This window comes from Schinkia azotoformans LMG 9581 (assembly GCF_000307855.1).
GTDB classification, from domain to species: Bacteria; Bacillota; Bacilli; order Bacillales; family Bacillaceae_J; genus Schinkia; species Schinkia azotoformans.
Window position 1 is genome coordinate 55,203 of record NZ_AJLR01000049.1, and the last position, 14,581, is coordinate 69,783.

Here is a 14,581-nt window from a genome sequence, read left to right on the forward strand (position 1 = left end):
AAAAACAAGGAGGGGATAGTCTGAATGTCCATAAATACTCACCTTTCATTAAAAAATGCTACAAAGTATTATAAAAAATTCAAAGCAGTAGACGACATTAATCTAGACATTAGAAATGGTGAATTTGTAACAATCTTAGGGCCATCAGGTTCGGGGAAAACATCACTGCTTAAGTTAATTGCAGGATTTGAGCCGTTATCGAGTGGACATGTTTATTTAAATCATGAAGATATTACAACCAAGAAGCCTTATGAGAGAAATATTGGAATGCTATTTCAAAATTATGCTCTTTTTCCTCATATGACTGTAGGAGAGAATATTGCTTATCCCTTAAAGCTTCGAAAGTTTAGTAAAAGTCAAATAAAAGAATTAGTAAAAAATATTTTAGATCTCGTACATTTGAGTGATTATGCGAAAAGATATCCGCATCAACTTAGTGGTGGGCAGCAACAACGGGTCGCTTTAGCAAGGGCGATTGTCTTCAACCCTCCATTGTTACTATTGGATGAACCACTTGGTGCATTGGATAAAAATCTAAGAGAAGCAATGCAATTAGAAATTAAACATATTCAAGAAAGAGTTGGTATTACAACGGTTAGTGTAACACATGATCAAGAAGAAGCATTAACGATGTCTGATAGAATTTGTGTAATGAATAAAGGAAGAATCGAACAGATAGCTTCCCCTAGGGAATTATATGAAAAGCCTGTCAATCGATTTGTGGCAGAGTTTATTGGAGAAATTAATCTATTAGGTGGAAAAGTCGTGGCCAAAGATAAAGAGGCTTCTGTTATCAAATTACTTAATGATGATTCTATCAGTCTAAAAGTAGAGGGAACCCCAGCAATAGAATCTAAAGATGTATTTATCGCGGTTCGACCTGAGAATATGCACATCGCAAGTGATGTAAACCAATTCGAAAACTATTTAAAAGTAGCGGTATACGAAAAAATCTATATAGGTGATGCTGTTAAATTAAAAGTAAAAACGGGCTCTGAACAGTCTTTGACTGTAAAGGTCCCTGCCTATTATGGTGCTGAAATGGGTGAAGGAAAAGAAATTATTTTAGGTTGGAATGGCATTAACTCTACTCTTATACCATTCGATGAAGCCATCTGAAAATTGGTAGATTTTTTTTCATAGAATACTAGCATGATTGTTCATTTAATTAAATTATCGAGGGGGAAATGTAATGATAAAACGATTGTCTCTGCTTTTGACAATGGCAGGATTTCTTTTTTCACTTGTTGCTTGTAGTGGCGGGAGCCCAACTACAAGTGAGGGCAGTAAGGAAGATGGAACAGCAAAAAAAGAATCCAAGCAATTAGTCGTCGTTGATTGGGGGGGAACGTCTTCTAAGGCCGCTCAAAAAGCAGTATATGAACCGTTCGAAAAAAAATATGGCGTTAATGTGGTCGTAGTATCCCCGACAGATACAGGGAAATTATTAGCAATGGTTGAAAGTGGAAATGTTGAGTGGGACGTTGTTAATCATGATACGGATGTTGCTTTACGTTTAGAGTCGCAAGGACTATTAGAGCCTTTGGATTATTCAATTATTAAGAAGGATGATGTCTATCCGCATTTAGTGACAGATTATACGATTGGCCTTCAATTGTATTTTACAAATATCGCCTATAATACGGAGTTATTTCCGGGTGATCATCCGAAAACATGGGCTGAATTTTGGGATACGGAAAAATATCCTGGTTCACGTTCGCTATACAAAAACCCAATGGGAACATTAGAATCTGCTTTACTAGCCGATGGTGTGAAAAAAGAGGAACTATATCCGTTAGATGTTGATCGTGCTTTAAACAGCCTAGATAAAATAAAAGGTAATATTAAAACATGGTGGGATGCAGGAGCACAACCTCCACAATTACTAGCGACTAAAGAAGCAGCAGTTGCAGCAGCATGGAATGGACGGGTCTCAACTGCGAAGGCAGAAGGTTCAAAAGTAGAAAATGAATTTGGTGAAGCATTAATGATGTCTACTTCATGGATTATTCCGAAGGATGCACCAAATAAAGATTTAGCACAGGAGTTTATCGCATTTGCAATGGAGCCCGAGCAACAAGCCGCTTACTCCAATCTAATTGATTATGCTCCGACAAATATGAAAGCGCTTGATTTACTGTCGGAAGAAGTGAAGGAACGTCTAGGGCAAACGGAAGAGAAATTGAGCAATCAAGTTGTGATTGATGTAAAGTACTGGGCTGATAATTTTGAAGAAATTAATAAAAAATTCAATGAATGGCTATTAAAATAAATATGCCAAGGTGTATTTGATACATCAAACCGATGAAGTTCAAGATAGGGAAGGGGGAAGATAATGGGGAAGGTCAATATCGATACACATGTAATCGCTAGAGTGAATCCTGTTCAGCCTTCTTTAATAAAATTACCAGGTTTAAAGTGGTTATTGTTAGCTATTCCACTCCTTTACGTAGTGTTTCTACTATATATTTCGATCTTTAATGTTTTAAAGCTAAGCATAGTAGATGAAACAGGGTTTACATTGGAATATATGAAGGAAGTACTGACAGGAACACTTTATTTACGGGTGCTTTGGATCACAGTTAAGATTTCTTTCCTTGTTACGATTTTTTCACTACTGATTGGCTACCCTGTTGCCTATTTAATCACAGTTACCCAGTCAAAGGTATGGAAGCAAGTTATTTTAGGAACAGTGCTAACGACACTTTGGATTAGTCTACTTGCTAGAACATTCAGTTGGCAAATCATATTACAGGAATATGGCGCTTTGAATAAGCTGCTAATCGGATTGGGAATGATCGATGAGCCGCTCCAATTACTTTATAATACAGTAGGAGTTGTCATTGGCATGACTCACATTTTATTGCCATATATGATCCTCAGCTTATATTCCGTGATGGAGAGTATTGATAGGCGGCTGCTTCAAGCAGCCCAAGGTCTAGGTGCAAAACCTTTAAAAGCGTTTTTTCAAATTTTCTTGCCCTTGTCTTTGCCGGGAATTACGGCGGGGTCACTAATCGTATTTGTGTTAGGTTTAGGCTATTTTATCACGCCAGCTATTCTAGGTGGGCAAAGTAATATTGTGATTGCCAAGCTTATCCAAGAAAACATTCAGATGAGCTTAAATTGGCATCTAGCTTCAGCTCTATCGTTATTATTATTAGTTACAACTCTATTATTACTTGGACTTGCATATGGGGTTACGAAATTGTCACCGATGTTAAAGGGAGTGAAGTGATGCTATTACGAACATTTGTAATGATCATTTTAACGCTAATGATTTTGCCGGTTCTTATCATCATCCCACTCTCCCTTAGTTCATCTATGGCATTTGAATTTCCACCACCTAGTTATTCACTAAAATGGTATGAGAACTTTTTAGAGAATGACCAGTGGACCGATGGATTTATTCGTAGTATTATTGTCGCCTTTTTCACATCAATTATTGCGATGGCTATTGGCACAATGGCTTCTTTAGCGATGGATAGACTAGAATTTCCAGGCAAAAAAATATTTATGAATTTAATGATCGCACCAATGGTGATCCCTCTTGTCATTGTAGGGATTGCTATGTATCACTCATTTTCTTTTTACAAAATGACAAACACTCTAACTGCATTAGTCCTTGCGCATTCTATTATCGCTATTCCAATCGTTGTCATAACCGTTTCTGCTAAGCTAAAAGGGTTAGATAGAAATCTAGAATTGGCGGCGCTGTCATTAGGGTCCAATCCAATCGGTGTGTTTTTTAAGATTACCTTACCTTTAATTCGCTCTTCGGTTGTTGCTGGTGCATTGTTTGCTTTTATAACCTCTTTGGATGAAGTAGTTGTTAGTATTTTTGTATCAGGTGCGACTACAAAAACATTGCCTGTAGTCATGTGGGAAAACATGAGGACACAAGTTGACCCCACGATTGCAGCCGTTTCTACACTATTAATTGTTTGTACATTTATCGTGATGATTGCCCAAGCAGTCGTTACTCGCCGCATGGGTGAGAAAAAGCAAGCTGAGTTATAAAGACATAATCGGGAGGTTGTATAAATGGCAGAAGTTACAAATGCTGTAAAAAGCCCACAATCATTAACATTACATGAAAGACGGATGAAAGCAGTTCCTAAAGCGCCTTATAATATTACACAGGTTTATGTTGAATCTGCCCAAGGTGCTACAGTTTATGATATTGATGGGAATCGCTATATTGATTTTGCTGGAGGTATTGGTATTCAAAATGTGGGCCACTGCCACCCTAAAGTTGTTCGGGCAGTCCAAGAGCAAGCTGCGAAATCAATCCACACTTGTTTTCATGTTGCTCCGTATGAGAGTTATATAGAATTAGCGGAACGATTGAATGAGATAACGCCAGGCTCGTTCGAGAAGAAAACGATGTTTTTGAACAGTGGGGCAGAAGCAGTTGAAAATGCGGTGAAAATCGCCAGAAAGTATACAGGAAAGCCGGGTGTCATTTCCTTTGATCGGGGCTATCACGGTCGAACGCTGTTAACAATGTCATTAACTAGCAAGGTGAAACCTTATAAACATGGGTTCGGACCATTTGCAAATTCGACTTATAAAATGCCATATCCATATTATTATCGGGCACCAGAAAACATGGATCCGGATAGCTATGATGACTTCTTACTGAGCAGATTTGAGGATTTCTTCGTTGCCGATGCATCACCCGATGAAATTGGTGCTGTCATCATGGAACCAGTTCAAGGAGAAGGGGGCTTTATTGTTCCGTCCAAGAAATTTGTTCAAGGTGTAAAAAGGATTTGTGAGCAACATGATATTTTGTTTATTGCGGATGAAATTCAAACAGGCTTCGGTCGAACCGGTCTTTTATTTGGTATGAATCATTTTGATGTGGCCCCAGACTTGCTAACAATGTCAAAGTCACTGGCAGCCGGAATGCCTTTAAGTGCAGTGACAGGCAGAGCAGCTATTATGGATACGCCTGATGCCGGGCAATTAGGTGGAACTTTTGCAGGAAGCCCTATGGCCTGCGCAGCCAGTTTAGCAGTTTTAGATGTCATTGAGGAAGAAGAAATTGTGAAAAAGGCACAAAATGTTGGTAAGCAACTGATGGCTGCTTTTCATCATTTGCAAAATAAATATGAATTGATAGGGGATGTCCGTGGTCTTGGTGCGATGTGTGCGATGGAGTTAGTAGAGGATCGCAACACAAAAGAACCAGCCGCCGCTAAAACAGCAGAAATCGTTAAATATTGTTGGCAACATGGTTTATTTGCATTAAGTGCAGGAATGTACTCCAATGTGTTAAGATTCCTCCCTCCACTGATTATTAGTGATGATGAACTAAATGAAGGAATTTCAATATTAGAAAGCGCCTTCGAAAGTGTTACAAAATAGGGAGGGCTGCAAATGTCTAATCACAAACTAAATTATATGAACGGTGAATGGGTGGCATCTGCCAGTGGCGAAATAATCTCGATAACCAATCCAGCCAATAATCAGGAAGTGGTTGGAACGGTTCAAGCATCGACAATCGAAGATGTAAATCTTGCCTGTGAAGCAGCAAAAAAAGCAGCTGAAGACTGGGCGAAAATATCACCTGTGGCTAGATGTGAATATTTACAAAGAGCAGCTGTCATCCTTGAAAAAAGAGCAGCCGAAATTGCCGAAATAGCGACGAGGGAAATGGGGAAAAGGTTGATTGAAACAAAAGGAGAGGTCTTACGGGGTGCAGCTATTTTAAGATACTTTGCCCAAGAAGGATATCGAAAATTAGGAGAGGTCTTACCGTCAGCCTTTCAGAATAATCTCTTCTATACGATGCGAGTACCTGTAGGAGTAGTGGGGGTTATATCACCTTGGAATTTTCCGATTGCCATTCCGATTTGGAAGATCGCACCTGCCCTGATTTATGGAAATACAGTTGTATTTAAACCTGCGACAGAAACAGGGATTACAGGAGCAAAACTGGTGGAAGTGTTTGAGGAAGCTGGGGTTCCGCCTGGTGTCGTGAATTTTGTAACAGGAAGAGGCTCTGTGATTGGTAATAGTCTTGTTGAAAATCAGCATGTTGATGCCATTACTTTTACAGGATCTAATTTTGTTGGTAAAAATATCGCCAAATTAGCCGTTGAATCAGGGAAAAAGTATCAGCTTGAATTAGGTGGAAAAAATCCAGCGATTGTATTAGATGATGCGGACGTAGAACAAGCGGCACAATTAGTAGTTGATGGAGCTATGAAGCAAACTGGACAACGTTGTACCGCTACAAGTCGAGTCTTTGTTCAAAGTACAATCTATGAATCTTTTAAAGAAAAAGTGTTAGAAAAAGTAAGGGCTATAACGGTTGGTGATGGATTAAAGACCGAAATTACAATGGGGCCATTGGCCTCAAAACATCAATTTGATACCGTTGTTAGTTATATAAAAACAGGTCTTGAGGAAGGCGCTACTCTACTATATGGTGGGAAGCAGCTAACCGAAGGGGTGCTCTCAGATGGATATTTTATCGAGCCTTGTATATTCGAAAACGTAACGAATGACATGACAATTGCAAGAGAAGAAATTTTCGGTCCTGTCCTTTGTATGATCAAGGTTGAATCTTACGAAGAAGCCTTAGAACAAGCCAATGATACGATCTACGGATTGAGTGCATCCTTATTTACGAAAGATTTAAAGAAAGCCTTAGACTTTGCTAAAAACAGTGAAGTAGGAATGGTTCAAATCAATGGTGAGACCGGTGGAGCAGAGCCACAAGCGCCATTTGGCGGCATGAAAGAGTCTAGTTCCGGTACAAGAGAACAAGGTCAAGCTGCGATTGAATTCTTTACCGCGTTTAAAACAATTTCAATAAATCCAAACTAAGCAACTGTTTAGATTTACATCAATTCAATGCCAGAATTGATACCTAAATCATAAGCCAGTTAAAAACTATTTATTGCAATCTATTTTTATTGGGTTGTAGCTAGTTTTTCTGGCTTTTTTTATTCAATCATTAAAGGTGGTGGTCAGGTGCCTGGAGCATTAGAAGGAGTTAGAGTATTAGATTTAACGAGAGTGTTGGCAGGGCCGTATTGTACGATGATTTTGGGTGATTTAGGTGCGGAGATCATAAAAGTTGAAGGACCGGGTGGAAGTGATGACACCAGATATTGGGGACCACCGTACAAAGGAACGGAGAGCGCTTATTATTTATGCGCTAATCGTAACAAGCGAGCGATCACCTTAAATCTAAAAACTGAACAAGGTCGGGAAGTTTTGAAAAAGCTGCTAATTGAAAGTGATATTGTCATTGAAAATTTTAAAAGCGGCACGATGGAAAAATGGGGGCTTGGTTATTCCGAGTTAAAGGAATTGAACCCAAGAATTATTCATTGTTCGATTACTGGATTTGGCCATAATGGTCCCTATCGGCAATTACCAGGCTATGATTTCATTATCCAAGCGATGAGTGGTTTGATGAGTATTACCGGAAGTGAACAATCAGGACCAGTCAAAGTGGGAGTGGCGATTTCAGATTTATTTACCGGTCTTTATGCCAATATTGGTATTCTAGCGGCCTTGAATGAGCGGAATCAATCAGGGGAAGGGCAAAGCATTGATATATCCTTATTTGATTCCCAGCTTAGTGCACTTGCTAATATCGCTAGTAATTATCTAATTTCAGGGAAAATACCAGGTTTATTAGGAAACAATCATCCTAATATCGTTCCTTACCAACCATTTGATACGAAAGATGGCAAGATGGTGGTAGCTGTAGGGAATGATGGTCAGTTTAGAAAACTGTGTTCCGTTTTAGGGATCGAGGATATAGGAGTGGACGAACGGTACGCAACGAATTCAAAGCGATTAGAAAATCGCGATGAATTAACGGAAATTTTGTCTTTACAATTTAAAGTAAAGACTTCAAAAGAATGGTTAATTCATTTGAACGAAAGCGGTATACCAGCCGGACCAATCCAAAATATGAAAGAAGTATTCGAAGATCCGCAGGTTGCAGCCAGAAACATGGTTTATGAGATGAATCATCCAACAATCGGGGAGATAAAGTTAGTTGGAAGTCCATTAAAATTATCAAGAACTCCTGTCCAAGTCCGCTCTCATCCGCCAGTAGCTGGGGAGCATAGCAAAGAGGTTTTATTAGAAATAGGTTATACCAATGAAATGATCGAAGAAATGAAAGAATTAAATATAATTTAGGGGGAATTGATCATGATGAATTTTAGTTTTTCAGAAGAACAAGAAATGTTAAGAAAAATGGTTAGAAGTTTTGTAGACAAGGAGATTATCCCAAATATCGGAGAATGGGATGCCAATCAACATTTTGAAAGAAATATTATGAAACGTATGGCTGATTTGGATTTAATGGGGGTTTGTATTCCTGAGGAATATGGTGGAAGTGGAATGGACTATAATTCACTTGCGATTGTCTGCGAAGAACTTGAACGCGGTGACACCGCTTATCGAACAGCCGTATCTGTTCATACGGGCTTAAATAGTATGACTTTATTACAGTGGGGAAATGAGGAGCAAAAGCAAAAATATTTGGTTCCACAAGCAAAAGGGGAGAAGGTTGGTGCCTTTGGATTAACGGAACCAAATGCTGGATCTGATGTTGCTGCTTTACAAACGACGGCTGTAAAAGATGGCGATGATTATATTCTAAACGGTTCAAAAACATGGATTTCACTTTGCGATGTGGCCGATAACTTTTTGGTTTTTGCCTATACAGATAAGAGTAAAAAACATCATGGAATTTCTTGTTTCATTGTTGAACGAACAATGCCGGGATTTTCATCAAAAGCAATTAAAGGAAAATTAGGAATTCGGGCAGGGAATACTGGTGAATTATTCTTCGATAATGTTCGCGTCCCTAAGGAAAATTTAGTTGGTCAAGAAGGAGAAGGCTTTAAAATTGCGATGGCTGCTTTAGATAATGGCCGATTTACAGTTGCCGCAGGTGCTTGCGGGACGATTATGGCATGCTTGGAAGAAAGCGTGAAATATTGCCGCGAAAGAAAGACATTTGGGAAAGAAATTGGCAAACATCAATTAGTTCAACAGATGATTGCTAAGATGGAAGCTGGCCTACAAATGTCTAGGTTATTAGTTTTTAAAGCAGGATGGTTGAAAAACAAAGGAGCTAGAAATACGCGTGAAACTTCCCTTGCTAAATGGCAAGCATGTGACTTTGCTTTACAAGCTGCCAATGATGCGGTTCAAATCCATGGTGCATATGGCTATTCAAATGAGTATCCAGTTGAGAGATTTTTACGGAATGCTAAAGCACCCGTTATTTATGAAGGAACAAGAGAAATTCATACGATTATGCAAGGTGAATATGTGCTAGGTTATCGTGAGGATAAACCACTGTCTAAAATGCTGCCAGCTTGGCCTTACGAGGCATCCAAACAAGAAATCATTCATTAAGAATTAGTAACCCCCAATTTTTATAATTTTTTCCAAAATTATCTGAATGTATAGCAGGATTTTTAAGAAATTTAAGGAATCATAAGCTATAGATATAGCTACAGATTTTGGTATGGGGGTTATCAAATGAATAAATGTTTAACAATTTTCATTGCGGGGCACTCTCGGTTGCCGCAAGGAATGGCTGCCAAGAATATATATGATAATTTAACAGTTACAGCAGAGATTGATTGCAAGTATGGGGTTATTCTAGAAGCGTCATGTACCTTAGCAACAAACCATGGTAGGGACTTTATCGGAAAGCTATTAAGAGGTTACAGTATTAAAGATGGAATTGACGAACCGATAAAAGCTGTACAAATGTATTATCATGGTAAAGCAACAAATGCAATTATTGCAGCATTGAAAGATTTACATTTCCAATTTATGCAAATGAAGCAGGACATGGCCAAACAAAGCACAACTCTAGGGTAAGGGTCGTAAGAATCTTTTGATACTATTAGAATATTAATCTTTTTAAAGACATCGGAATTTGCTAATGTGGCAAATTCCTTTTATTTTTCTCGGGTTAGTTCTCTGGTCCACAGTTCCCGACCCCGTGGCTTATTTTATTTCTTTTTGGGGATATTAAACGGGAGGATGGTGAGATTGAATGTTTGTGAATCTCAGTTGAGCAGCTAGTTCATTCTTTATATTAAACATTTTGCCTTGGGAGGCATCGTTACATGTTGAAAATTTTCAAATATTTTCAGAAGAAAGATTGGTTGTTAGTCTTTTGCAGCCTGGTTTTTATAGTAACTCAAGTAGGGCTTGACTTAAAAATTCCAGATTTTATGGCTGAAATCACTAGGCTTGTGCAGACAGAAGGAAGCAAAATTAGTGATGTGCTTATACAAGGTGTGTACATGTTGTTATGCGCTGTTGGAAGTATGCTGGCGTCAATGGTTACCGTTTTTCTGGCGGCCAGAGTGGCGGCGGGGTTCTCAGTCCGTCTGCGCGACATGGTGTTTGAGAAAAACTTATCTTTTTCGATGGAGGAAGTTAGCCGTTTTTCTACAGCTAGTCTAATTACACGATCTACTAACGATATTATGCAGATTCAGATGCTGATTATTATGGGGCTTCAAGTTGTGATCCGGGCTCCGATTATGGCGGTGTGGGCCATTTTAAAAATAATGGGTAAGTCCTGGGAGTGGACGGTTGCTACTGGAATAGCGGTTGCATTTTTATGCGTTTTAATTGCCATCGTTGTCTTTGTCGCATTACCTAAATTCAGGGTGATTCAAACTCTGACTGATCAATTAAACCGTGTGACAAGAGAGAATTTGTCAGGCATGAGAGTTGTTCGTGCTTATAATGCGGAGGAATACGAGGAGGAAAAATTTGAATCAGCGAATGATGATCTGACAAGAACAAATCTTTTCACCAGCAGAACGATGGCCATTTTATTTCCTTCAATTGGTCTCATGATATCCGGTATGAATCTCGCCATTTATTGGATTGGCGCCGTCTTAATTAACGATGCTTCGGTGCCAAATCGTTTATCTATATTTGCTGATATGATTGTCTTTTCCTCTTATGCCATGCAAATCATCATGGCCTTTATGATGCTGTCGATGGTATTTATCATGATGCCGCGGGCAGCTGTTTCAGCTAAACGTATTAATGAGGTATTAGATACGAATGTCAAAATTAAAGATGGAATTGTCACAAAAGCGGAAAATCCCGGTTCATCAGGGGAAATTGAATTCCGTAATGTAAGCTTTAAATATCCTGAAGCAGAGGATTATGTTTTGAAAAATATAAGCTTTAGCGCTCACCAGGGCGAAACCGTAGCCATTATCGGTTCTACTGGAAGTGGGAAAAGTACTCTCCTTAACCTGATCCCTCGCTTTATCGATGCGACGGAAGGTGAGGTGCTTGTTGATGGAATGGATGTAAGGAAGTATTCCCTAGAAGCTTTAAGGAATAAGATTGGCTATGTATCCCAAAAGGCAATTATGTTCAGTGGTAGTGTTGCGTCAAACGTAGCCTTTGGTTTTGGAGAAGATACTACAAAGAAGGAAGACACTCAAATTGAACGAGCTGTTGAAATTGCGCAGGGTAAAGACTTTGTCGAAAAAATGGAAGGCACGTACGAAGCGGAAATCGCCCAGAGTGGTACGAATATTTCGGGTGGGCAGAAACAAAGACTGTCCATTGCTCGTGCAATTTTTAAAAATCCTGAAATCTATTTATTTGATGATTCTTTCTCGGCACTTGATTACAAAACCGACCGAGTATTGCGGTCAAGGTTAAAAAAAGAGATAGAGAATGCCACCTCAATCATTGTCGCACAGCGGATCGGGACGATTATTGATGCAGATCGCATCATCGTTCTCGATGAAGGCGAGGTAGTAGGGATTGGTACGCATCAAGAGCTATTGAAGACATGCGAAGTTTATCAAGAAATTGCCCACTCGCAATTGTCAAAGGAGGAGCTTGACATTGGTTAATAATGAAAAAGTTGAGCTTAAATCTAAGAAGGAAGCCCGTTCCCGCAAGCGCCCGAAAGGCTCCGAGAAAGGGCAAGGTTTGAAAAGCTTTAAGAAATTATTTGTCTTTTCACGGTCGTTTGTTCCCGCCATTATGATTGCTATGGTGCTTGCAATGGCTGGGGCAATTTTTAATATTATCGGACCTGATTTGCTCGGGCGTATGACTGATAAAATAACCGAAGGAATGATGGCGAGCATCGATATGGAAGCGATTGTTGATATTGCCACTATTCTTTTAATCCTTTATGGTCTTATGTTTGTTTTTCAATATGTCCAGGGCTTTATTATGGCTACGGTCACACAGCGGATCTCCAAAAACTTAAGAAAAGACCTCTCTAAAAAGATGAATCGTTTGCCGTTGAAATACTTTGACTCAACAAGTACCGGCGATGTTTTAAGCCGTGTCACCAATGATGTGGATCTTGTCGGCCAGACACTGAATCAAAGCCTGAGTGGGTTAACTTCAGCCGTTACCTTGTTTCTAGGATCATTGGTCATGATGTTTTACACAAACTGGATTATGGCGATCTCCGCCGTTTTATCTACTTTTATCGGATTTGCGTTGATGTCATTGGTGATTTCCAAATCACAGGTTTATTTTGGACGGCAACAGCAACAACTTGGCAAGCTGAACGGCTATATCGAAGAGATTTATTCAGGGCAAAGTGTGGTGAAGGCTTATAATGGCGAAAAGATGGCAAAGGAAACATTCCACGAAATCAACACAGGATTGTATGACAGTGCCTGGAAATCGCAATTCCTATCCGGCTTAATGATGCCATTTATGATGTTTGTCGGCAATCTAGGCTATGTCGTTGTCTGCATCGTCGGTGCTGCTCTTGCTGTCAATGATTATATTTCATTCGGTGTAATCGTATCGTTTATGTTGTATATTCGCCTTTTCACCCAGCCGCTCTCTCAAATTGCCCAAGGAGCTACACAGCTCCAGTCAACAGCTGCAGCGAGTGCTCGTGTTTTTGAATTTTTGGAGGAAAAAGAACTTGCAGATGAAAGGGAGAAGACAAAAAGACTCGAAACAGTCAGCGGGGATGTAGAGTTCCGAAATGTCCGTTTTGGGTATAATGAGAATCAGCCTGTAATCAAAAACTTCTCAGTAAAAGTGAAGGCAGGACAAAAGGTTGCCATCGTCGGTCCTACCGGTGCCGGCAAAACGACATTGGTCAACCTGTTAATGCGCTTCTATGAAGTAAATGATGGGGAAATCCTGATTGATGGAGTACCAACCAGTCAGCTTACTAGAGAGAATCTGCATGAATTATTCTGTATGGTGCTTCAGGATACTTGGCTTTTCGAAGGGACTATCCGCGATAATATCGTTTATTCCAGCAAGGATATTACTGATGAGCAGCTAGAGTCCGCTTGTAAAGCAGTCGGCCTTTATCACTATATCAAAACCTTGCCGAAGGGATACGATACCATTTTAGATGATAAGGCTAACCTGTCTGCAGGTCAAAAGCAGTTAATTACGATCGCAAGGGCAATGGTAAAGACTGCCCCTTTGCTAATTTTGGATGAGGCTACAAGTTCGGTAGACACCCGAACAGAGATGTTAATTCAGCAGGCAATGGATAAACTAACGGAAGGTAAAACATCGTTTGTGATTGCCCATCGATTATCTACAATCAAAAATGCTGATGTAATACTTGTGATGAAGGATGGCGACATCATTGAAACTGGAAATCATGAAGAACTTTTATTAAAAAATGGCTTCTATGCAGAGTTATACAATAGTCAGTTTGAAGAAGTTTCATAAAGAATACAGGAAACGACGATCAAACAGGGTGGGGTAATCGTAGACCACAGTTCCCGACCCCGTGACCCAATTTTGAGGAATTACAACTTATATAAAAGGGCAATATATTTAAGAAGATATTTTTTGAATATAAAAATGGATAAGTAAAGGTTTTGGTTATTATGAAACTTTATAAATTATTATTTATTCTTGTTCTCGTAGTTGCCACCATTATACCTCCAAAAATGATCTTTGCTGAAGTAGGTTTAATGATTAAGGTTGATTTATGGGAAAACAAATTAACCGTAAAAGAAGGGGAAAAAACTATAAAAAGTTTTTCAATTGCAACTGGAAAGGATGATACCCCAACTCCTGTCGGTTATTTTACAGTTATTGAAAAATCTAAAGATTGGGGGGGCGGCTTTGGTTCAAGATGGTTAGGCTTGAACGTCCCTTGGGGTATATATGGTATTCATGGCACTAATAAACCAAACTTAATTGGTAGAAATGTAAGCAGTGGTTGTGTACGTATGAAAAATAAAGATGCTGAAGATTTGTATGAGCAGATTCCTGTCGGGACGCCTGTTATTATAGAAGGACCTATTCACGGCCTGGATAATCACATAGATGTATTAGTTGTTGGCTCGAAAGGAACCCTCGTTTACCTTGTGCAACAAAGGCTAAGATTAGCTGGCTATTACAAGGGAAAAGTAGATGGAGTATTCGATAATAAAACTCAAAAAGCTATCGAGAAATATCAAGAAGACCATAACTTAATTGTAACTGGAAATGGAAATGAACGGTTGTATATGAAACTCGGGCTTTTGGAATGAGAATACTGATTAAAAAAAACCACTCAGAGTGGTTTTTTGTGCGACGGGCAGTC

The 14,581-nt window shown here is 39.3% G+C and carries 12 protein-coding genes; all 12 read left to right on the forward strand.

Annotated elements, in window-relative coordinates; all coding sequences use genetic code 11:
- The first annotated feature begins 24 nt into the window (after positions 1-24).
- Positions 25-1,119, forward strand: a complete 1,095-nt coding sequence (locus BAZO_RS09790; RefSeq protein ID WP_003331295.1) for an ABC transporter ATP-binding protein — start codon at positions 25-27, stop codon at positions 1,117-1,119.
- A 73-nt stretch (positions 1,120-1,192) separates the two neighbouring features.
- Positions 1,193-2,272: an ABC transporter substrate-binding protein gene (locus BAZO_RS09795; RefSeq protein WP_003331296.1), complete on the forward strand. Its 1,080-nt coding sequence runs from the start codon at positions 1,193-1,195 to the stop codon at positions 2,270-2,272.
- A 63-nt stretch (positions 2,273-2,335) separates the two neighbouring features.
- A complete protein-coding gene (locus tag BAZO_RS09800; protein ID WP_003331297.1) occupies positions 2,336-3,238 on the forward strand; it encodes an ABC transporter permease in 903 nt (300 codons plus the stop codon).
- Positions 3,238-4,020 carry an ABC transporter permease gene (locus tag BAZO_RS09805; protein WP_003331298.1) on the forward strand — a complete coding sequence of 261 codons (783 nt, stop codon included), beginning with the start codon at positions 3,238-3,240 and terminating at the stop codon, positions 4,018-4,020. Before BAZO_RS09800 ends, BAZO_RS09805 begins: the two co-directional genes overlap by 1 nt.
- 24 nt (positions 4,021-4,044) lie before the next feature.
- Positions 4,045-5,373, forward strand: a complete 1,329-nt coding sequence (gene gabT / locus BAZO_RS09810; protein ID WP_003331300.1) for a 4-aminobutyrate--2-oxoglutarate transaminase — start codon at positions 4,045-4,047, stop codon at positions 5,371-5,373.
- 12 nt (positions 5,374-5,385) lie between these two features.
- Entirely contained in the window at positions 5,386-6,840 is a 1,455-nt protein-coding gene (locus tag BAZO_RS09815; RefSeq protein ID WP_003331301.1) for an aldehyde dehydrogenase family protein, read from the forward strand.
- 147 nt (positions 6,841-6,987) lie between these two features.
- Positions 6,988-8,175, forward strand: coding sequence for a CaiB/BaiF CoA transferase family protein (locus BAZO_RS09820; protein WP_003331302.1), 1,188 nt, complete (start codon positions 6,988-6,990; stop codon positions 8,173-8,175).
- Positions 8,176-8,187: 12 nt separating this feature from the next.
- Positions 8,188-9,405: an acyl-CoA dehydrogenase family protein gene (locus BAZO_RS09825; RefSeq protein ID WP_003331303.1), complete on the forward strand. Its 1,218-nt coding sequence runs from the start codon at positions 8,188-8,190 to the stop codon at positions 9,403-9,405.
- A gap of 126 nt (positions 9,406-9,531) precedes the next feature.
- The gene (locus BAZO_RS09830; RefSeq protein WP_003331304.1) at positions 9,532-9,879 is read left to right on the forward strand and encodes a DUF3870 domain-containing protein; all 348 of its coding nucleotides are present in this window, start codon (positions 9,532-9,534) and stop codon (positions 9,877-9,879) included.
- A 251-nt stretch (positions 9,880-10,130) separates the two neighbouring features.
- Positions 10,131-11,900: an ABC transporter ATP-binding protein gene (locus BAZO_RS09835; protein ID WP_003331305.1), complete on the forward strand. Its 1,770-nt coding sequence runs from the start codon at positions 10,131-10,133 to the stop codon at positions 11,898-11,900.
- On the forward strand, positions 11,893-13,716 hold the full coding sequence (locus BAZO_RS09840; RefSeq protein WP_003331306.1) for an ABC transporter ATP-binding protein: 1,824 nt from the start codon (positions 11,893-11,895) through the stop codon (positions 13,714-13,716). The genes BAZO_RS09835 and BAZO_RS09840 overlap by 8 nt, the downstream gene beginning before the upstream one ends.
- Positions 13,717-13,877: 161 nt before the next feature.
- On the forward strand, positions 13,878-14,528 hold the full coding sequence (locus tag BAZO_RS09845) for a L,D-transpeptidase family protein (protein WP_003331307.1): 651 nt from the start codon (positions 13,878-13,880) through the stop codon (positions 14,526-14,528).
- Positions 14,529-14,581 lie beyond the last annotated feature (53 nt).

What these genes read in the sequence shown, in the direction of transcription:
- BAZO_RS09830 (WP_003331304.1), top strand. Translation starts at nt 9,532, where the DNA reads ATGAATAAATGTTTAACAATTTTCATTGCGGGGCACTCTCGGTTGCCG.
- BAZO_RS09845 (WP_003331307.1), top strand. Translation starts at nt 13,878, where the DNA reads ATGAAACTTTATAAATTATTATTTATTCTTGTTCTCGTAGTTGCCACC.
- BAZO_RS09835 (WP_003331305.1), top strand. Translation starts at nt 10,131, where the DNA reads ATGTTGAAAATTTTCAAATATTTTCAGAAGAAAGATTGGTTGTTAGTC.
- BAZO_RS09825 (WP_003331303.1), top strand. Translation starts at nt 8,188, where the DNA reads ATGATGAATTTTAGTTTTTCAGAAGAACAAGAAATGTTAAGAAAAATG.
- BAZO_RS09790 (WP_003331295.1), top strand. Translation starts at nt 25, where the DNA reads ATGTCCATAAATACTCACCTTTCATTAAAAAATGCTACAAAGTATTAT.
- BAZO_RS09815 (WP_003331301.1), top strand. Translation starts at nt 5,386, where the DNA reads ATGTCTAATCACAAACTAAATTATATGAACGGTGAATGGGTGGCATCT.
- BAZO_RS09795 (WP_003331296.1), top strand. Translation starts at nt 1,193, where the DNA reads ATGATAAAACGATTGTCTCTGCTTTTGACAATGGCAGGATTTCTTTTT.
- gabT (WP_003331300.1), top strand. Translation starts at nt 4,045, where the DNA reads ATGGCAGAAGTTACAAATGCTGTAAAAAGCCCACAATCATTAACATTA.
- BAZO_RS09800 (WP_003331297.1), top strand. Translation starts at nt 2,336, where the DNA reads ATGGGGAAGGTCAATATCGATACACATGTAATCGCTAGAGTGAATCCT.
- BAZO_RS09805 (WP_003331298.1), top strand. Translation starts at nt 3,238, where the DNA reads ATGCTATTACGAACATTTGTAATGATCATTTTAACGCTAATGATTTTG.